Below are 19717 nucleotides of genomic sequence, written 5' to 3'. Positions count from 1 at the left end.
TTATTCTAATGTTTCGGGGGATTAAAAAATGGAACAGGCAGTTGAAAGAGTTTTTACGAAAGAGATTTTAACGAATGCAGCATCACAATTTGGTATTACAGTAGAAGAAAAACCAGTCGGGGAGTTCGAGAACTATCTTTTTAAAGGTAAACTGGCCGATGGAACAGATCGCATTTTACGATTAACGCATTCATCTCATCGCTCAAAAGAAGAAATTGAGGCAGAGCTAGAGTTTTTAAAATATGCTAGAGAAAACGAAGCAAATGCAGCAGGTTCTTTACCTTCTTTAAACGGTCATTTAGTAGAAGTCCAAAATGCAAGTGATGGCACAAGTTTTTACGCATCAATGTTTGAATGGGCAGATGGGCAATTAGTTGATCGGACAAACCCAGCTGTGTGGAATGATGATCTCATGTACACATGGGGAAAAACAATCGGAAAGCTTCACGCGTTAACAGTTGATTATCCTGTAACAAATCATCGTGAGCATTGGGACGAAGAAGCTTATTTAAATGAAATGGTAGCTGATGAAGAGCTTGGCATTTTTACGAAGGAATTAATAGAAGAAATCCAAGGATATGAAAGAAAGAAAGATTCATATGGATTAATCCATAGTGACTTGCATCTCCACAATTTCTTCGTAAATGATAAAGGTGAAATAACGGCTTTTGATTTCGATGACCTGCAATATAATTATTTCATTTCAGATATCGCAATTGTTCTATATTATACTGCTTGGGGTAGTAAGGCATCATTCGAAGAAAAATCTAATTTCGCAAAAAGACAGCTAGAAATCTTTCGAAAAGGTTATGAAACTGAATATGTATTAGATGAAGAATGGTATAGCCGAATTCCTTCATTTTTAAAATGTCGTGATATTACGCTTTATCATGTATTGAATATGAAATATGAAGAAAAAACGCAAAGAGTAATTGAACTTTGTGAAGAACTAAAAGAGCGTATCATAAATAGGAAGACGATCATTGATCTTTAAATTAAACAAAAAGCTACGATTCAAACACGAATCGTAGCTTTTTTTATATTAAAATTGGGGGGGTGAGTAAGGTTATTTGTGTCTAGCTTCTTCTATTTTATTTATATTGATTTCATATTGCTCATCTTCTAAAGGGATATAGCCAACTTGCTCAGCTAAAAGTGGAGCATTTTCATTCGCAAATTTTAAGTAGTCCAAAACGACAGGACGTTTAAGTGAGTTACTATTTACATATGTGTAGAGTTCACGTGAAAGAGGGTAAGTCCCATTTTTAATCGTCTCTTCAGTCGGTAGAACTGCTTTACCTGTTTTTGGATTAACGATGGGTACGATTTTCAATTGATCTTTGTTTTCTTCATAATAAGCATGACCAAAGTATCCAATTGCACCTTTTTCACTAGCAACATCAGCGACAAGCGTTTTGTCATCTTCAGACGTTTGAGCATCTTTCCGTTCGCCAGCTTGATTTAAGATTTTTTTATTAAAGTATTCGTAAGTTCCTGACTCAGTACCAGGGCTGAAGAATTTAATTTCTTCCTTTGGCCAAGCTGAGTTTAGTTCATTCCAAGTTTTTATTTTGCTATTAACGGACCACAACTTTTTTAATTGTTCAACTGTTAATTGATTAACAAAATCATTGTCTTTATTTACTACAACAGATAGACCGTCGTAAGCTAATTTTAATTGAATATAATCGATGTTATTGTGCCTAGCGATTGTATCTTCTTCATTTGTTATTGGACGAGATGCGTCGTTTATATCAGTTATACCATTTGTGAATTTTTTAAAACCATCAATTGTACCACTATTACCTAATGAAATAGTTACCTCGGGTTGTGCAGATCTATATTGTTTCGTTATTGTTTGCATAATTGGGAAAACGGTAGATGAACCGTCAATTAGTACACTACCAGTTAATTGTTTTTCAGCTGTACTTGAATTAGGATGATAGGCAATTCCACAGGCCGCTAAAGATAACATAGCTGTGATTGCGACGACTAATAAAAGTACTTTCTTTCGTTGCATCTACAGTTTCCTCCCTCGTTGTTTTTGCTACATTTCTTACAATATCCCACAAAGATTAACTTGCTTTTAACGCTACGTAAAGAATTTGTAAAGGTATAGTGAAAGTCCCCCTTTTTTGTTAATAACCAATTAAAATGACCGTATAAACAGTAAAAAATGGGAGAGATATACGGTGGAGCAAATTGTCATCATCCAGGATCATAACGAGATTGAACATGTGCTTCAACAAAGTAAACAATTCGGATTAATTAAAATCAGCACATATCGATATGGAGAGTTTAATGAAGACATACATCTTGGTTTCTTAAAAGGTTGCATAGTATTAATGAAAAGCCAAGTTTTGGACGAGTTTATTCCATTAATCATGAGAATAAGACGGATATCAGAAATACCGATCATATTATTAGTTGAAACGTATGATTCATACGAGGCAGCGATTTGCATTGAAGCTGGAGCGGATCAATATGTGAAATATCCAATTCATCCAAGAGACTTATCCGCAAGAATAAAAGCAGTTATGAGGAGGGCAGGCACTGAAAAAATAGAAGAAGACCGAGAAAAAGTTTTATATTTTGGAGAGATTTCCTTCTATTTAAACCGAGAAGAGGTTTATAAAAACAAAATGAGGATCGAATTAAATGGTAGAGAATACGCAATTTTACTGTTTTTAATAAAAAAAGCCGGCCTTATTGTAACGAGAGAAGAATTAATGGAAGTCATTTCTGTTTATAAAAATAGAAGATTAATTGATATTTATATTCATAGTTTGCGACATAAAATTGAGGAACTGCCTAATTATCCTAAATATATTAAAACGATTAAGGGGAAAGGCTATCGGTTTGAAACACTTGCTAATTGAATAAAGTGTAATTAAAAAGCTAGGTGAATTCTTTTAAAGGATGCATTTTAGCTTTTTTATTTTTATAAAGCAGAGGTTTGGATAGAGAAATGTACTTTTATTGTTTTAAAAAAAATTTTTTGTACAAACCTTATTAGACAAATAAACAACAAAAAAGATCAATCTACTTATTTACCATATATTAGTAAAATTAAAATTCCGATATAACAAAAAGATGCATAGGAAATACCCTTATAATATGTTTTTGTTACAAATTGAGGTATCTAGAAGGCAAAGTAGGACTTTTGGGGTCTTTTATAAATTCATAAAAAAGAGGTGAAATAAGTATTTAGATACAGCATTAACCATAGAAAAGTTCGTAAATGAAAAAGCTAGGTGAATCCGAAAAAGGGAGTTCACCTAGCTTTTTATTTTATAAGTGCAGTAATCAAAACTGGTAAGATCTTACTCAGCGTGATGTAACATATAAGTATACGCCGTGTCTTAAAGGTGCTATAAATCAGCATCTGTCATGAAAACTAAGTCCTCAGTTGAAAATCCTTTTGTTAATTCCAAAAATTGAACCATGTTTTTAGCTCTTCTTTACTAATTATTAACAACACTCCCTTTGATTTAAATGATTGACTAATTTGTTGCTAACCTGATTTAATACGGTATATTTATTTACTGATTGTTATATAACAGAAAAGTTGAAATGTGCTCGAGATTTTTACTGAATAAATAAAAAAGATAATTTAATCAGTTCATTCATTATTATTTAAATTACAACACAATAATTATTTCAGAATAATATCTAATATTACGATTTTCATTAATTAATGTAACGAAAATAGACCAGTTTGTAAAGATTTCAAAAATTAGGTAAAAAAAATCGACAAAAATCTTTGTTTTATGGTAAATTTAAACAAAATTCCCTATTTATAGCTTAATTTCTACTTAACTTTTTGTTAAGTAATTGTTATACTAGGCATTGTTGAATTTTAGGGTATATTTTAATGGGATAATAAACGGATTAACCCCAATTTATCAATCTTCAACTCAATTATTAGTTAACCAAAAAGAAACAAAAGATTCTTTGATTTATCAGAATAATCAAATACAAACAAATATTCAATTGATCAACATACAATGTCGTTATTAAGAGTCCAGCTATTTTGGACGAAGTTATTAATCAAATAAATCTAGATTGTACAAATGCATGAACAATATGATGTGCTCCTTAATACCTCTGACAACTAGCGTCTAAGCAGATTATTACAAGTCATTACACACTTGTGAAATGATTTTTTGCATCAGTAACTGCTAACAATGAGTGTGAGGAGGGGTTAGGTGCCCTAAATACTATTTATTTTAAAAGAAAATAGAGTTTCTTCTTGTGTATTTAATCACATGAATATAGAAGTGGAAATTTTATTCATTTGGGGAAGGAAAGCAATGGAGGGAATTTGTAAATGAAGAAAGTAAGAAAAGCAATTATACCAGCAGCGGGTTTAGGAACACGCTTTTTACCTGCAACAAAAGCTATGCCGAAAGAAATGCTACCAATCGTAGACAAACCAACAATTCAATACATTGTTGAAGAAGCAATTGAATCAGGCATTGAAGATATCATTATCGTAACAGGTAAAGGAAAACGCGCAATTGAAGATCATTTTGATTTTTCATATGAGCTAGAACAAAATTTATTAGAAAAAGAAAAGTATGCGTTATTAGAACAGGTTAAAGCTCCATCTAATATCGACATTCATTACATAAGACAAAAAGAACCTAAAGGATTAGGTCACGCTGTATGGTGTGCGCGTAATTTTATCGGCAACGAACCATTTGCAGTATTACTTGGTGACGATATTGTAGAAGCAAAAACACCAGGATTAAAGCAGCTAATGGACCAGTATGACAATACATATTCTTCAGTAATTGGTGTTCAAACAGTACCAGAAGAAGAAACGCATCGCTATGGCATTGTTGAACCAATTATGCAAGAGGGTAGAAGATACGAAGTAAAAAACTTTGTTGAAAAGCCAGCACCAGGTACAGCACCTTCTAATTTAGCAATCATGGGTCGTTATGTATTTACACCTGAAATCTTTATGTACTTAGAAGAACAAAATATCGGTGCAGGTGGCGAAATTCAATTAACGGATGCCATTCAAAAATTAAATTCAATTCAACGTGTGTTTGCATATGACTTTGAAGGAAAGCGTCACGACGTTGGTGAAAAATTAGGGTTTATTAAGACAACAATTGATTTTGCTTTAAAAAATGAAGACTTAAGAGAAGATTTATTGAAGTATTTACATGAAATGTTAACAGTCAATATTAGTTAAGGATAGATGATTAGATTGAAAGCAATGAGATTTGAACAATCAGAATATGCTTCTAAAGCCACTCTTATCGAAAGAAACAATTGAAAAAAGAAGGATCTATTTATTTACTAAGCGCTTAGTGGATTTATCTGGCGCTTTTTTGGGTCTTTTACCACTATTACCAGTTCATATGATTATTGCTATTATTTTAAAGTTAGAAGATCCTAAAGGTCTAATTTTCTTTTTTTTAAACTCCGGTAAAAATGGAAAAGAGTTTATTCGGAAAAGGATGGGAGATTTTTGACGTGACAATTTAATCTGCCCACCCATAAATCGTTGAAACATTGTATTTTTTTTATTTACCCAATAATAGGGACTTGACTAACAAGAGGGATGAACAAAATGAAAAGACAACTGAACACTGAAAGCAATTTGGAACCATTACCAAGAGTGCATGAAAAACCATCCACTGCAAAATTGACATTGAATCGAATCTATATTTTGTTTACGATTGGATTTTGGTTGCTTTATGTAGCATCCACAATTTTTGACCAAATGCATAATGGGAATGGTAGTTTTAAACAAGTCGTTGAAGCGGGATTATATATCTTGATTGTTACGACACTATGTTTTTCCGCATTGATGTATCTTTATTCTAGACAAGGGGCATTGATCCGCTTTAAAGAGCATACTCGGATCCCACGTGAAACCCTATCTGCTTATTTTTCTGAGAATCAACCAGGAATTACTGTTTTGGTTCCATCGTATGATGAAGAGGTTGACGTTATTCGAAAAACATTACTATCAGCTATTTTACAAGAATATCCGAAAATAGATGTACAACTGCTGATTGATGATAAGCCGAATCCTACAGATCCGCAAAAAAGGGAAAAATTGCAAGCAACTATGAATCTTGCAAAAGAAATTACAGAGCTTTTGGAAGTCCCTTATACTAAACTAGCAAAAGCTCGTGACGATTTTGAAGAGACATATAAAAAAACTGGGAAAATCTCTTCTTCTACTTTAAATGATTTAATAAAGCAATATAATTATGCTGCCAAATGGATACATAAATTTGCTGATGATGAACCTGAGGAGACTCATGTAGATGATTTCTTTAATAATCAAGTTTTAAGAGATTTAGCTGAGGAATTAGCCGTAACGGCAGTAGCATTAGAGAAATCCTCAAAAGAAAATTATAGTATGAGCTATGAACGTATCTATCAGTTTTATTCTCGATTAGTATGGATTTTCACGGGAAAAGTAGGGTATTTCCAACGAAAACAGTTTGTTTCTTTATCTGATGAAGCCAATAAAGCGATGAATCTTAACTCTTATATTGATTTAATGGGAGGCAGTTACAAGATTCGCCAAACACCAGCTGGTAAAGTATTGCAGAGAGTATCTTCAGAGGCAGAAGCAGATTTAGTCATTCCAGATACTGAATTTTTACTAACGCTTGATGCCGATTCTATTCTGCTAAAAGAGTATTGTTTACGTCTGGTCTATCTATTGAATCAAGAAGGAAATGAAAATGTAGCTGTAACACAAACTCCTTATTCTTCTTTCCGTGGATGTCCAACTCGAATCGAACGAATTGCTGGTGCTACAACAGATATTCAACACACTTTACACCAAGGAACAACGTATTATGGCGCGACCTTCTGGGTAGGGGCGAACGCGGTCATCCGAAAACGTGCGATCGAGGATATTGCTGAAACAGAATATGTAAATGGATTTAAGGTTCGCCGTTTTATCCAAGACCGTACAGTAATTGAGGATACGGAGTCTAGTATTGATTTAGAAAAAAATGGTTGGACCTTGGCGAATTATCCGGAACGTTTGAGTTACTCAGCAACTCCACCAGATTTCGGTTCTCTAGTCATCCAACGTCGTCGTTGGGCCAATGGTGGATTATTAATTATGTCGAAACTATTTGCTACTATTCGCCAACGCCGTCAAGAAGGGAATCCAATCAAGTTAATGGAAATCTTGTTACGAGTCAATTACATGGCATCGATTGCTTGGTCTAGTTTTGGCTTAATCTTCCTATTAGCCTATCCGTTTGACGATCGATTATTGAGTGTTTTTATTGTTGGTGCTGCTGTCCCTTACTTTACTGCAATGGCGAGTGATTTAAAATACAATCGTTATAAACGAATGGACATCTTCCGAATTTATGGTCTGAATCTAATCTTGTTGGCTGTTAATACGGCAGGAGTGCTAAAGTCGATCCAACAGATATTAACAAGTGAAAAAATTCCTTTTGCAAGAACACCTAAGGTTAATGATCGAACTGGCACGCCAACACTTTATATCTTAGCGCCGATCATTATTATTGCTTATTCTGCTTTTATTTGCTGGCGCTCTTTCATGCTCGGAAATTGGCCGAATGCTATATTTTCCTTATTTAACGCCTTTACTTGTGGGTGGGCTGCATTATCATTTATCGGACCTGTCAATATGCTTGTGGATTTAATTCATAACTTTAAAGATTGGATTTTTGTAGAAGTAAAACCTAAGCAAACTGAAAAAGCTGAACAAGATCGATCAGAAATCAATTGGCAATCGGTTTTATACTATGGTGATGCGAAGGGGAATACAGAAGTTCCTTTAAGTATATCACTTGGTAATTTGGAAGATACAGAGACAACTGAAGTTGAAGATAAACATAATTTCAGCAATAAAAAAATAGGATGAAAAAAGATTATGCAAAATAAAAAGAAATTATCAATTCCGCGTTTAATGTTGGTATGTTTAGTTGTGGTAGCTGTAGGAGTTAGTTATTTTTATCGAGATAATATAGTCGTAGTTAGTAAAATAGAAAAAACAAAAAAAACAGAAAAAACGGCAGCAGAATCAAATCCTTGGTTTGCCTCTTATGTCGATGCTACTCTGACACCGCAATATGAATTCGAAAAAATTGATGGTAATGTTGTGCTTTCTTTCATAGTAGCTAAGAATAAAAATAGTGCTGTTCCTAGTTGGGGAGGTGCCTATTCGTTGGATCAGGCATCTGAGGATTTAGATATAGATCGACGAATTGCTCGCCTACGACAAAAAGGGGGAGAAGTCATTGTTTCATTTGGTGGCTTATCCAATTCTGAATTAGCAATTACAACAACAGATGTTGGAAAAATAAAAAATGCATATGCTAAAGTTGTAAAGCGTTATGATCTAAATACGATTGATGTAGATTTAGAGCAAGAAGGCTTGACAAACAAGCATGCCGCTAAACTTCGTGGGGAAGCTTTGGCAAAATTGCAGCAAGAACGAAAAAAAGATAAAAAAGAGCTAGCTATTTGGGTAACATTACCAGTAACCCCACAAGGTTTGACTGAGGATGGTACGGATGCAGTAACAACATTATTGAGAGCTGGAGTAGATTTAGCTGGCGTCAATATCATGACAATGAATTATGGGGAAAGTCGTAATTCAGAACTTTCTATGGCAGACAATTCGATTAATGCCTTGAAAAAAACCCATCGCCAACTAAAGATTATCTATCAAAAACAAGGAGTTAACTTAAGCGATAAAGCATTATGGAGAAAACTCGGCGCAACACCAATGATTGGCCAAAATGATATCCAAGGTGAAGTTTTTGGATTAGAAGATGCTGCTAAGCTGAATCAATTTGCCATAGAAAATGGTTTAGGACGATTGTCTATGTGGTCAGCAAACCGTGACAGAAAATCCAGTGAGAATAGTGTTGGAATTCAAAGTGTTTCCAACTTTTACAGTGGTGTTAAACAAAACAATCAAGAGTTTGCAACGATTTTGAAACAGAATATGAATGGTAGTGTTTCTAGTGATGCAAAACGAACAACCAAGTCAGATGTAACGAATATAGATTTGAATAAACCTGATGATCCGAAAACTTCCCCGTATGAGATATGGAATGAATCGACAACCTATTTAAAAGGTACGCGTGTTGTCTGGAGACACAATGTGTATAGAGCTAAATGGTGGACAAAAGGAGATGCTCCTGATGCACCTATCTTAGATGAAAATACAATTCCTTGGGAACTTGTTGGTCCGGTATTGCCTGGAGAAAAACCAATACCAAAAGTTAGCTTGCCTAAAGGAACCTATCAGGAATGGGAAGAAGGAGCAGTCTATGGAGCTGGTGATCGGGTAATGGTTAATGGCATCCCGTATGAGGCAAAATGGTGGAACAAAGATGAAAATCCTGAAAAACCACTTGCTAATGATGATGCAGCACCATGGGAACAGTTGACTCAGGATGAAATTAAGAAAGTGTTGCAGGAAATTAAGAAATAATGATGGTTAGGCTTATGGTAGATACGTACCTAATTTTTGCCTACCAAAATAAAACAATGATACAATATGAAAGTCCATATACCGAAATGCCGATAAACTGGTATATGAACCCATTTAAAAACCTTCCACATTCAAGTATGTAAAAATAGAAGATTAAAGATATTTATATTCATAGTTTTTACATAAAATTGAGGACCTGCCGAATGATCCTAAATATATTAAAACGATTAAGGGAAAAGGCTATCTGTTTGAAACGCTTGTTAATTGAATATGAGTAAAACTAAAAAGCTAGGTGAATTCTTTTAAAGAATTCATTTTAGCTTTTTTATTTTTATAAGGCAGAGTCTTGGATAGAGAAATGTACTTTTATTGTTTTTAATAAAAAAATAGACAAAGTTATTTATTAAAAACTAAATAAAAAATTTTTTTTGTACAAACACTATTAGACAAAATAACTAAGAAAAAACGTACAAATTGTATACATTTTTTATGGGTTAAACAACAAAAATGGACGATTTGTTTCTTTACCATATATTGATAAAAATAAAATTTCGATATAACAAAAAGATACATAGAAAATACTCTTTTAAAATGTTTTAGACTCAATTAAGAAATATAGTCGGAAAAGCAGGTCTTTTGATGTCTTTTGTAAATCCGAAAAAAAGAAGAAAAATAAGTAATTGGATACAGCATTAACGTAAGAAACATTGATAAATGAAAAAGCTAGATGAATCCAAATTTGGATAGTCATCTAGCTTTTTATTTTATAAGTGCAGTAATCCAAAGTTGTAAGATCTTACTCAGCGTGATGTAACATATACGTATAAGCTGTGTCGTAAAGGTGCTCTAAATCAGCATCCGTCATGAAAACTAAGTCCTCAGTTGAAAATCCTTTTGTTAATTCCAAAAATTGAACCATGTTTTTACGCTCTTCTCTACTCATCATTAACAACACTCCCTTTGATTTAAATGAATGATTAATTTGTTTTCAATTCTGTATTAATACAGTGTATTTATTTATAATTTATTATATAACAGAAAAATCAAAATGTGCTAGTGATTTTTACTAAATAAGGAAAAAATTATTTTTATCATTTCATTGATCATTATTCATTTTATAACGAATATATTATTTCGGAATAATATCTAATATTACAATGTTTATTAATGAATGTAACATAACTAGACCAGATTGTAAGGGCTTCCATTAAATGGGTAAATAATCCGACAAAATACCTTGTTTTATGGGAAATTTAACCAAAGTTCCCTATTTGTAGATTAATTTTTACTTAACTTTTCGTTAAGTAATTGTTATACTAGTCACTGTTGAATCTGAGGGTATATTTTAATAGAATAATAAACGTATAGAATTTAAGGAGGAAGCGATGGAAGAGACGATTAGTTTACAGGAATTATTCGGCGTTATTAAGAAACGTCTTATCATGATAATTAGTATTACAGTTGTAGCCACAGTGGTTACAGGAGTTATTAGTTATTTATTTTTAACCCCGATTTATCAATCTTCAACACAATTATTAGTTAATCAAAAAGAAAGACAAGAATCGACAGTGTATCAATACAATCAAGTTCAGACAAACATTCAATTGATTAATACATACAACGTCATTATCAAGAGTCCAACTATTTTAAATGCAGTTATTAATCAGTTAGATTTAAACTATTCATTCGCAAAACTGTCTAATGAAGTTAATATTATAGGTGAAAAAGATTCACAAGTATTTACTGTTTCTGTACAAAATTCAGACCCGAAGCAAGCACAAGCGATTGCTAATACGATCGCAGAAGTTTTTCAAAAAAAAATTAAAACAATTATGAGCGTAAATAATGTAACTGTTTTGGCAAAAGCAGATTTAGGTGAAAATCCAAGCCCTATAAAACCTAATAAGAAATTAAATATTGCAATTGGTTTTGCTGTTGGATTAATGCTTTCAGTTGGTATTGCATTCTTACTTGAGTTTTTAGATAACACAGTTAAGACTGAAAAACAGCTTGAAGAATTATTGGAGTTACCGATTCTAGGTGTTATTTCTGAAGTAACAAAGGGAAAGATCACTCCTAAAATAAAATTAAAATTGGGAAAGGGTGCGTAAAATGGTTAGAAAAACAACTAAAGAAAAATTAAAACGATTTCTTATTACATTAACAAACCCTAAATCACCATTTGCGGAGCAATATCGAACAGTTCGTACGAATATTCAATTTTCTTCGATCGATCGAAAAATAAAATCAATTTTAGTGACATCTTCAGAACCGTCTGAAGGTAAAACAACGACAATTGCCAATCTTGCTGTTACATATGCTCAGCAAGAAAAGAAAGTCCTTTTAGTAGATGCAGATTTACGTAAACCGCAATTGCATTCTGATTTTAAATTAGAGAATTTTAAAGGTTTAACAACTGCTATTGCACAAGAAAAGTCCTTAAAGGACGTTATACAAAAAACGGATATTAGCAATCTTTCAATTCTAACTTCAGGTCCTATTCCACCAAATCCATCTGAACTATTATCTTCAGAGAAAATGAAGAAATTGATTGCACAAATGCATGAACAATATGATGTGATTCTTTTTGATGCTCCTCCATTGTTAGCAGTTACCGATGCTCAAATCATTTCACAAATATGTGATGGTACGATTTTAGTTGTCCGTCGAGGATACACGGCAAAAGAAAAAATTAAAAAAGCAAAAGAGCTATTAACACTAGTGAACGCAAATATCCTAGGTGTTGTCTTAAATCGAGCGGAACAGGATAAAGACGGTTATTACGATTATTATGGTAGCGAAAAATGATTGATCTTCACTGTCATATTTTACCTGGCCTAGATGACGGTCCAATTACAATGGAAGATAGTATTAATATGGCTCGAGCAGCCGTGGACAATGGGATTCATACAATTGTTGCATCACCTCATCATCAGAACGGACGTTACAATACAGACAGAAAAGAGATATTAGAAAAAGTAGAAGAGCTAAATAAAGTATTAAATGAAAAAGCAATACCTTTAACGATTTTACCTGGTCAAGAGGTAAGACTTTATGGGGAATTGATCCAAGACTTTGAGCTTAATCGAATTGTTTCAATTAATGATGGAAGGCGCTATTTACTATGCGAACTTCCGTCAGCCCATATACCACGTTTTACTAAAAAGTTGTTTTATGAGATGCAAGCAAATCGAATCATACCGATACTTGTCCATCCTGAACGGAACAAAGTTCTTATAAACGAACCAGACATTCTTTTTGAATTTGTCCAAAAAGGGATTTTAACTCAACTAACTGCTTCATCAATAACAGGAACATTCGGTAAAAAAATTCAAAAATTTGCTTTTAAATGTATTGAGGCAAATTTGGTACATATCATTGCATCAGATGCACATAACACGAAAAATCGGAATTTTGAGTTAATTGATGCATACGAAGTCATCCGAGAAAAATTTGGAATAGAAACCGAGTTCCAAATGAGGGAAAATGCGCAATCAATTTTGAATGGTGACATTCTTTATCCAGAAGAACCTCTTAAATTAAAACAAAATATTTTTAGTCGTTTACTAGGAATCTAATAAATGATCGGTGATATCTCCTTACCGTTATCAATGGGGGTACTCGGCTATATTGTGGTAGATGATTATATTGATTAGTTTTCCGTTTATCTTAGTGCACAAATAGACCCCATGAAATGACTCAAACTAAAGGGCTATGTGTATTCGAGAAAAGGAATGACAAATTTGAAATGATCTGCTTAGACGCTTGTCGTCAGAGGTATAGTGTGAGGAAGGGTTAGATGCCCTAAATACTATTTAAATTATAAGAATATAGAGTTTCTTCTTGTGTATTTATTCACATGAATATAGAAGTGGAAACTTTATTAATTTGGGGAAAGAAAGCAATGGAGGGACTTAGAAATGAAGAAAGTAAGAAAGGCAATCATACCAGCTGCGGGGTTAGGAACACGCTTTTTACCTGCAACAAAAGCAATGCCGAAAGAAATGCTTCCTATCGTAGACAAACCAACAATTCAATACATTGTTGAAGAAGCAATTGAATCAGGAATTGAAGATATCATCATCGTAACGGGTAAAGGAAAACGTGCAATTGAAGATCATTTTGATTACTCATATGAGCTAGAACAAAATTTATTAGAAAAAGAAAAATATGCGTTATTAGAACAGGTAAAAGCGCCGTCTAATATTGATATTCATTATATTCGACAAAAAGAACCTAAAGGACTGGGTCATGCAGTGTGGTGTGCGCGTAATTTTATCGGCAACGAACCATTTGCAGTATTACTTGGTGACGATATTGTAGAAGCAAAAACACCAGGATTAAAGCAGCTAATGGACCAATATGACAATACATATTCTTCAGTAATTGGTGTTCAAACAGTACCAGAAGAAGAGACGCATCGATATGGTATTGTTGAACCGATTATGCAAGAAGGTAGAAGATACGAAGTAAAAAACTTTGTTGAAAAGCCAGCACCAGGTACAGCACCTTCTAATTTAGCGATTATGGGTCGTTATGTATTTACACCTGAGATCTTTATGTTCTTAGAAGAACAAAATATCGGTGCTGGTGGCGAAATCCAATTAACGGATGCAATTCAAAAATTAAATTCAATTCAACGTGTGTTTGCATATGACTTTGAAGGAAAGCGTCACGATGTAGGTGAGAAACTAGGATTTATTAAAACGACGATTGATTTTGCATTAAAGCATGATGATTTAAGAGATGATTTATTGAAGTATTTACATGACATGTTAACAGTAAATATTAAATAAGGGTGGATGATAAGATTGAAAGCAATGAGATTTGAACAATCAGAATATGCTTCTCAACCGCTCTTATCGAAAGAAATAGTTGAAAAAAGAAGGATTTATTTGATAACAAAGCGATTAATGGATTTAATCGGTGCAATTTTTGGTCTTCTATTAGTATTACCAGTGTTTATTGTAGTAGCAATTTTTATTAAGTTAGAAGATCCAAAAGGTCCAGTTTTCTTTTATCAAACTAGAATTGGTAAGAATGGAAAAGAATTTAAAATGTATAAGTTCCGTTCAATGGTAACGGATGCAGAAGAACGATTAAAGGAACTCTTAAAGTATAATGAAGTTTCTGGTGCAATGTTTAAAATGAAGGAAGATCCTAGGATTACTAACATTGGTAAATTTATTCGAAAAACATCGATTGACGAATTACCACAATTCATTAATGTTTTTTTAGGTGACATGTCACTTGTTGGTCCAAGACCACCACTTCCTCGAGAAGTTGATGGATATACAGATTATGATAAGCAGAGATTACTAGTTACGCCTGGTTGTACAGGATTATGGCAAGTAAGTGCCCGTAACAGTGTAGGTTTTGATGAAATGGTTCAACTAGATCTAACTTACATAAATAATCGATCAATTGTTTATGACATTAAGATCATATTAAAGACGTTTGGGGTATTATTTGGTTCAAACAACGCGTTTTAATGAGGAGAGAGAGAAAAGTGAAGAAGGATTCGAAAATATATGTAGCTGGCCATCGTGGTTTGGTAGGTTCAGCAATTTTGCGAAAATTACAAGAAGAAGGCTATACAAATTTAGTTTACCTTACTAGTAAAGAACTAGATTTACGTAATTTTAAAGCAGTTGAAGAGTTTTTTGCTGAGGAAAAAATAGAATATGTTTTTCTAGCAGCAGCTAAAGTTGGTGGAATTGTTGCAAACAATGAATATCCTGCTGATTTTATTCGAGACAATATATTGATTCAAACAAGCGTTATAGATGCCGCTTATAAAAACGATGTTAAAAAACTATTATTTTTAGGTAGTACTTGTATTTATCCAAAAATGGCGCCTCAGCCATTAAAGGAAGAATATTTATTAACTGGTGAGTTAGAGCCTACAAATGATGCATATGCAGTTGCAAAAATTACAGGTATCAAAATGTGTGAATCATATAACCGTCAATATGGTACAAAGTATATTTCTGCAATGCCAACAAATATGTACGGACCTAATGATAACTTTGATTTACATACATCACATGTATTACCGGCGTTATTACGTAAATTCCATGAAGCGAAAGAAAACAATGAACCAACTGTAACTGTATGGGGAACGGGTACACCTTTACGTGAATTCTTATACTCTGATGATTTAGCAGATGCTTGTATTTTCTTAATGCACAATTATGAGGGAAATGAAATTGTAAACGTTGGGGTAGGGAAGGATATTACAATCGGTGATTTAGCTGCAAAAATAAAAAATGTAGTGGGCTTTGAAGGAGAAATTATTTTTGATACAACAAAACCCGATGGTACACCACGTAAATTAGTAGATACAACAAAAATTAATTCTTTAGGTTGGACGGCAAAAACCTCTTTAGATGAAGGATTAGTGAAAGCATACGAAGCATTTTTAGCACAATTTCAAATAACTAAGTAATTAGACAAGGAGAACAGAGAAATGACAAAGAAGAAAAAAGCTTTAGTAACTGGCGTAACAGGACAAGATGGGTCTTACTTAGCAGAATTTTTATTAGAAAAAGGTTATGAAGTACATGGAATAATTCGCCGTAGCTCTTCTTATAACCAAGAACGCTTAGAAGATTTATTTAATGAGGATAAATATGCGTTTATGTCTGATGAAAACTTTAAACTACATTATGGTGACGTAACTGATACATCAAATGTGATTCGTTTAATTAGTGAAATTCGTCCTGACGAAATATATAATTTAGCTGCACAATCACATGTTCGTGTTTCTTTTGATGTACCAGAGTACACTGCTGACGTTGACGCAGTTGGGACATTACGTATTCTAGAAGCAGTTCGCATGTTAGGTTTATCTGAAACTACTAGAATCTACCAAGCTTCTACGTCTGAATTATACGGAAAAGTACAGGAAGTTCCACAAAAGGAAACAACACCGTTTTATCCACGTTCTCCATATGGAGTAGCAAAAATTTATGGTTTTTGGATTACTAAGAACTATCGTGAATCTTACAATATGTTTGCTGTTAATGGAATTTTATTTAATCATGAATCAGAACGACGCGGTGAAACATTTGTAACTCGTAAAATTTCACTTGCAGCAGCACGTATCTCTCAAGGGAAACAAGATAAATTAATGTTAGGTAACTTAGATTCTTTACGTGATTGGGGATATGCGAAAGACTATGTAGAATGTATGTGGTTAATACTTCAACACGATAAGCCAGAGGATTTTGTTATTGCAACTGGGGAAATGCACTCTGTTCGTGAATTTGCGACATTAGCATTTAAGAACGCTGGTATTGAAGTTGAATGGGAAGGTGAAGGTGTTAACGAAAAAGGAATCAATAAAGCTACGGGTGACGTAATTGTGGAAGTTGATCCAAAATTCTTCCGTCCAGCTGAAGTTGATCAATTGTTAGGTGATCCTACAAAGGCTAGAACATTATTAGGTTGGAATCCTACTAAAACTTCTTTTGAACAGCTAGTTGAGATTATGGTTACTCATGATATGAGTAAAGTTAAGAAGGAAGATAGGATTAAAAAGATGTTTGATTAAGAGAAATTTTTTTGTTTACTTTAAGTGAAAAAAGATTTAGCTAAATTAATGAAACTTTTTATTGATCATTCCAAACATTGTTTTTATGACTATTAAAGGTTCAAATTTGTTGTGTGAGAGGATAGAAATAAATTTAACGCATAATGGAGCTATTCTCTTGTTGTTCTTGAAATGGTGATTGCTATTCAAAATAAAAGAATATAGAGAGTTACTCCTTTTTTTTGCTAATGTAATCTGATAGAAAAATGGATGCTACTATAAATAATTTTAATATTTTTTTGCTTATAAAAAACTATTATTTTAATAAATAAGGAGTTCGAGAGTAAGAAAATATAATAATGGTTATCAGTATTCTCAAACGTTGGAGGATTAGAATGGCAGTAATAAAAACTTTTCTAAGAAGAATTTTAGGTATACCTAATTCAATTTATAACTTTACACTATTAAGATATCGACATGTAAAATATGGATCCAATTTAAGGGTATCTGGTCGACTTTTTTGTGTTTCTAACTCTTGTGATGGAATTGTAATTGGGAATAATGTCTCAATAAATTCGTCTAGAGGATCTAATCCAATCGGTGGAGATGTAAGAACAAATATTTTTGCAAAAGGAAATGCAAAAATAAGAATTGGAGACAACGTAGGTATGAGTAACGTAACCCTTTTTGCCTGCGATTCTATTAAAATTGGTAATAATGTTCTTATTGGAGGTAGTGTAAAGATTTATGATACTGATTTTCATTGGTTAGATTACGATTTGAGGCTTTCTGAATCAGGAGGAGTTTCAAAGCCAATTGTTATTAGTGATGGAGCTTTCATTGGGGCCCATTCAATAATTCTAAAAGGAGTCATAATAGGAGAAAAGGCTATTGTGGGTGCTGGATCTGTAATAACGAAGAATATTCCGAGTGGAGAGATTTGGGCTGGTAACCCAGCTAAATTTATTAGAAAAGTAGATTTAGTATTTAAATAAAGAATATAGATTAGCATTAATCTATTTACAAATAAAATAAATTTCAAGAAAAGAAGGGATTAATGAGGTGAAATCTGAAATCCAAATTCAGAAATATTATTCAACGACTAAATATACAATTAACTCAGACGGCGCCTTCAATAGATTAGTTGATAAGAAGGAGATTCCCACTTGTAATATTCTAGGTGTAAATATTGCAGCTATTAATATGGACTGGCTTTTGAAATACCTTAAAACAAATGTAAAGAGTAAATTTGGCAATCGTTTGGCTGGTGATTATATATGTGTTTCCAATGTGCACACTACAGTAACTTCTTATGAAGATAATGAATACTGTTCGGTGCAGAATAATGCTTTAATGGCAATTCCAGACGGTGGACCGTTAGCTACCATTGGTCGAAGACGCGGACATAATAATATGAATAGAATTCCTGGACCAAACTTAATGGGAGAAGTATTTGAAATATCAGCTGAGAATGGCTATCGACATTTTTTCTATGGATCTACAGAAGAAACTTTAAAAAGGTTACATTTTAATTTAGAAGAGAACTATTCAGGGATGCAAATTGCAGGAATGTTAAGTCCACCATTTAGGCCTTTAACAGATGAAGAAGATGCGGCAATTATAGAACAAATTAACAGTACTAAACCTGATTTTATATGGGTTGGACTTGGTGCACCAAAGCAAGAAAAATGGATGGCAGCTCATAAGGGTAAAGTAAACGCTCTGATGGTTGGAGTTGGTGCAGGTTTTGATTATTTTGCTGGGAACATCGATAGGGCTCCAGAGTGGATGCAAAAAGTAAATTTGGAGTGGTTATACAGACTCGTCCAGGAACCTAAAAGATTGTTTACTCGTTATATGAAAACTAATACAAAGTTCATTTGGTTAACTTTAATAAAAGGTAAATGAATCGTAAGAAAGGAAAATTCTGTTGTATTTATCAAATGATGTGCTTTTAGTTGTGGCTTATGTTTAGTAACTTATATCCGCGGTACTTCAGTAATTCAAAATTGGTATTGTTTAGAATATAGGTTTATCATTGGGAAATTAATATTTGAATATAACTTTACAAAAATGATGAATATTTGCCTAAACAAATTTTATAGATAATATCAAGAAAGTTCTCATTTTTTAGAATGTATCAAGTATTTTTGTTTAAAAAGGAATGAATATTGTGGGAATGTTTAAGAAACTAAAATTATTAAGATGTAAACTTCTTCTAGCAAAATATAAGAATATTTCAATTGGAAAATACTCTACATTTGGTCGCGGTACGGTGTTCTATGCTCCCAATAAAATTACGATAGGAAATAATGTTTATATTGGAAAATACTGTTCATTTGAGACTGATATTGAAGTAGCTGATGATGTTTTGTTTGGAAATAATGTAGGACTTATCGGTAAGTATGATCATGATTATAGTTTTATCGGAAAAAGCATCAAAGATAGTCCTTGGATAGGAGATAAAGACTACAAGTTCAAAGGTAAAAATTTAAAGATCGTAGTTGAAAAAGATGTTTGGATTGGATATGGAGCAATTATTGTAAGTGGAACTAGAATAGGGAAAGGCTCTATTGTCGCAGCAGGTAGTGTAGTTTTAAAGGATGTAGAGCCATATTCGATTGTTGGAGGAAATCCAGCTAGAGTAATTTCAAATAGGTTTACTTCAGAACAGATTCTTGAGCATGAAAAAAATTATTCTTAAAAGTATGTAGCAC

19 protein-coding genes and 1 pseudogene are annotated in these 19717 nt (G+C 33.0%); 17 read left to right on the top strand and 3 right to left on the bottom strand.

What is annotated here, in order from left to right; translation table 11 throughout:
• Positions 1-28: 28 nt before the first annotated feature.
• Positions 29-994, top strand: coding sequence for a phosphotransferase enzyme family protein (locus V5E38_RS18775; protein ID WP_499211106.1), 966 nt, complete (start codon positions 29-31; stop codon positions 992-994).
• 72 nt (positions 995-1066) lie between these two features.
• Here V5E38_RS18775 and V5E38_RS18770 read toward each other — a convergent pair whose 3' ends face one another.
• Positions 1067-2020, bottom strand: coding sequence for a phosphate ABC transporter substrate-binding protein PstS family protein (locus V5E38_RS18770; protein WP_499211105.1), 954 nt, complete (start codon positions 2018-2020; stop codon positions 1067-1069).
• A gap of 172 nt (positions 2021-2192) precedes the next feature.
• Here V5E38_RS18770 and V5E38_RS18765 point away from each other — a divergent pair, with 172 nt between their 5' ends.
• On the top strand, positions 2193-2879 hold the full coding sequence (locus V5E38_RS18765; protein ID WP_499211104.1) for a response regulator: 687 nt from the start codon (positions 2193-2195) through the stop codon (positions 2877-2879).
• A 492-nt stretch (positions 2880-3371) separates the two neighbouring features.
• Here the strand turns inward: V5E38_RS18765 and V5E38_RS18760 are convergent, their stop codons facing one another.
• A complete protein-coding gene (locus V5E38_RS18760; RefSeq protein WP_499213606.1) occupies positions 3372-3446 on the bottom strand; it encodes a hypothetical protein in 75 nt (24 codons plus the stop codon).
• 445 nt (positions 3447-3891) lie between these two features.
• Here V5E38_RS18760 and V5E38_RS18755 point away from each other — a divergent pair.
• From V5E38_RS18755 to V5E38_RS18735, 5 genes and pseudogenes are all read left to right on the top strand, one after another.
• A pseudogene (locus V5E38_RS18755) lies at positions 3892-4075 on the top strand (Wzz/FepE/Etk N-terminal domain-containing protein); the annotation flags it as partial.
• A 255-nt stretch (positions 4076-4330) separates the two neighbouring features.
• Entirely contained in the window at positions 4331-5206 is an 876-nt protein-coding gene (gene galU, locus V5E38_RS18750; protein WP_387329849.1) for a UTP--glucose-1-phosphate uridylyltransferase GalU, read from the top strand.
• Between the two features lie 31 nt (positions 5207-5237).
• Positions 5238-5489: a sugar transferase gene (locus V5E38_RS18745; RefSeq protein ID WP_499211103.1), complete on the top strand. Its 252-nt coding sequence runs from the start codon at positions 5238-5240 to the stop codon at positions 5487-5489.
• A 98-nt stretch (positions 5490-5587) separates the two neighbouring features.
• On the top strand, positions 5588-7885 hold the full coding sequence (locus V5E38_RS18740) for a glycosyltransferase family 2 protein (RefSeq protein WP_499211102.1): 2298 nt from the start codon (positions 5588-5590) through the stop codon (positions 7883-7885).
• Between the two features lie 9 nt (positions 7886-7894).
• Positions 7895-9466, top strand: a complete 1572-nt coding sequence (locus V5E38_RS18735; protein ID WP_499211101.1) for a chitinase — start codon at positions 7895-7897, stop codon at positions 9464-9466.
• A gap of 796 nt (positions 9467-10262) precedes the next feature.
• On the opposite strand, the gene V5E38_RS18730 is transcribed toward V5E38_RS18735, so the two are convergent.
• Positions 10263-10412 (bottom strand): BH0509 family protein, encoded by a 150-nt coding sequence (locus tag V5E38_RS18730; RefSeq protein ID WP_175403455.1) that lies wholly within the window; start codon positions 10410-10412, stop codon positions 10263-10265.
• Between the two features lie 439 nt (positions 10413-10851).
• Between V5E38_RS18730 and V5E38_RS18725 the strand changes: the two genes are divergently transcribed.
• From V5E38_RS18725 to V5E38_RS18680, 10 genes are all read left to right on the top strand, one after another.
• The gene (locus V5E38_RS18725; RefSeq protein ID WP_499211100.1) at positions 10852-11577 is read left to right on the top strand and encodes a YveK family protein; all 726 of its coding nucleotides are present in this window, start codon (positions 10852-10854) and stop codon (positions 11575-11577) included.
• 1 nt (position 11578) lies between these two features.
• Complete coding sequence (locus V5E38_RS18720) at positions 11579-12274, top strand: CpsD/CapB family tyrosine-protein kinase (protein ID WP_499211099.1); 696 nt, start codon at positions 11579-11581, stop codon at positions 12272-12274.
• Positions 12271-13044, top strand: a complete 774-nt coding sequence (locus V5E38_RS18715) for a tyrosine-protein phosphatase (RefSeq protein ID WP_499211098.1) — start codon at positions 12271-12273, stop codon at positions 13042-13044. Before V5E38_RS18720 ends, V5E38_RS18715 begins: the two co-directional genes overlap by 4 nt.
• A 342-nt stretch (positions 13045-13386) precedes the next feature.
• Entirely contained in the window at positions 13387-14262 is an 876-nt protein-coding gene (gene galU / locus V5E38_RS18710) for a UTP--glucose-1-phosphate uridylyltransferase (protein WP_499211097.1), read from the top strand.
• Positions 14263-14286: 24 nt separating this feature from the next.
• The gene (locus V5E38_RS18705; RefSeq protein ID WP_499213605.1) at positions 14287-14958 is read left to right on the top strand and encodes a sugar transferase; all 672 of its coding nucleotides are present in this window, start codon (positions 14287-14289) and stop codon (positions 14956-14958) included.
• A 17-nt stretch (positions 14959-14975) separates the two neighbouring features.
• Positions 14976-15914, top strand: coding sequence for a GDP-L-fucose synthase family protein (locus V5E38_RS18700; protein WP_499211096.1), 939 nt, complete (start codon positions 14976-14978; stop codon positions 15912-15914).
• Between the two features lie 21 nt (positions 15915-15935).
• Positions 15936-17021 carry a GDP-mannose 4,6-dehydratase gene (gene gmd / locus V5E38_RS18695; protein WP_499211095.1) on the top strand — a complete coding sequence of 362 codons (1086 nt, stop codon included), beginning with the start codon at positions 15936-15938 and terminating at the stop codon, positions 17019-17021.
• A 374-nt stretch (positions 17022-17395) separates the two neighbouring features.
• Positions 17396-17995: an acyltransferase gene (locus V5E38_RS18690; RefSeq protein ID WP_499211094.1), complete on the top strand. Its 600-nt coding sequence runs from the start codon at positions 17396-17398 to the stop codon at positions 17993-17995.
• 67 nt (positions 17996-18062) lie between these two features.
• Entirely contained in the window at positions 18063-18908 is an 846-nt protein-coding gene (locus V5E38_RS18685; protein WP_499211093.1) for a WecB/TagA/CpsF family glycosyltransferase, read from the top strand.
• Positions 18909-19179: 271 nt separating this feature from the next.
• Entirely contained in the window at positions 19180-19704 is a 525-nt protein-coding gene (locus V5E38_RS18680; protein WP_499211092.1) for an acyltransferase, read from the top strand.
• The last annotated feature ends 13 nt before the right edge of the window (positions 19705-19717 follow it).

Origin of the sequence: Rossellomorea sp. GAMAL-10_SWC (genome assembly GCF_049568075.1) — a bacterium.
Taxonomy (GTDB): Bacteria; Bacillota; Bacilli; order Bacillales; family Bacillaceae_G; genus Gottfriedia.
Note: the sequence above shows the minus strand (reverse complement) of the source record. Positions and strands in the feature narration are given on the sequence as shown.

Excerpts from the sequence above, each read along its gene's own strand:
- V5E38_RS18775 (WP_499211106.1), top strand. The coding sequence starts at position 29 with ATGGAACAGGCAGTTGAAAGAGTTTTTACGAAAGAGATTTTAACGAAT.
- V5E38_RS18770 (WP_499211105.1), bottom strand. The coding sequence starts at position 2,020 with ATGCAACGAAAGAAAGTACTTTTATTAGTCGTCGCAATCACAGCTATG.
- galU (WP_387329849.1), top strand. The coding sequence starts at position 4,331 with ATGAAGAAAGTAAGAAAAGCAATTATACCAGCAGCGGGTTTAGGAACA.
- V5E38_RS18740 (WP_499211102.1), top strand. The coding sequence starts at position 5,588 with ATGAAAAGACAACTGAACACTGAAAGCAATTTGGAACCATTACCAAGA.
- V5E38_RS18735 (WP_499211101.1), top strand. The coding sequence starts at position 7,895 with ATGCAAAATAAAAAGAAATTATCAATTCCGCGTTTAATGTTGGTATGT.
- V5E38_RS18730 (WP_175403455.1), bottom strand. The coding sequence starts at position 10,412 with ATGATGAGTAGAGAAGAGCGTAAAAACATGGTTCAATTTTTGGAATTA.
- V5E38_RS18725 (WP_499211100.1), top strand. The coding sequence starts at position 10,852 with ATGGAAGAGACGATTAGTTTACAGGAATTATTCGGCGTTATTAAGAAA.
- V5E38_RS18720 (WP_499211099.1), top strand. The coding sequence starts at position 11,579 with ATGGTTAGAAAAACAACTAAAGAAAAATTAAAACGATTTCTTATTACA.
- V5E38_RS18715 (WP_499211098.1), top strand. The coding sequence starts at position 12,271 with ATGATTGATCTTCACTGTCATATTTTACCTGGCCTAGATGACGGTCCA.
- galU (WP_499211097.1), top strand. The coding sequence starts at position 13,387 with ATGAAGAAAGTAAGAAAGGCAATCATACCAGCTGCGGGGTTAGGAACA.
- V5E38_RS18705 (WP_499213605.1), top strand. The coding sequence starts at position 14,287 with ATGAGATTTGAACAATCAGAATATGCTTCTCAACCGCTCTTATCGAAA.
- gmd (WP_499211095.1), top strand. The coding sequence starts at position 15,936 with ATGACAAAGAAGAAAAAAGCTTTAGTAACTGGCGTAACAGGACAAGAT.
- V5E38_RS18690 (WP_499211094.1), top strand. The coding sequence starts at position 17,396 with ATGGCAGTAATAAAAACTTTTCTAAGAAGAATTTTAGGTATACCTAAT.
- V5E38_RS18680 (WP_499211092.1), top strand. The coding sequence starts at position 19,180 with ATGTTTAAGAAACTAAAATTATTAAGATGTAAACTTCTTCTAGCAAAA.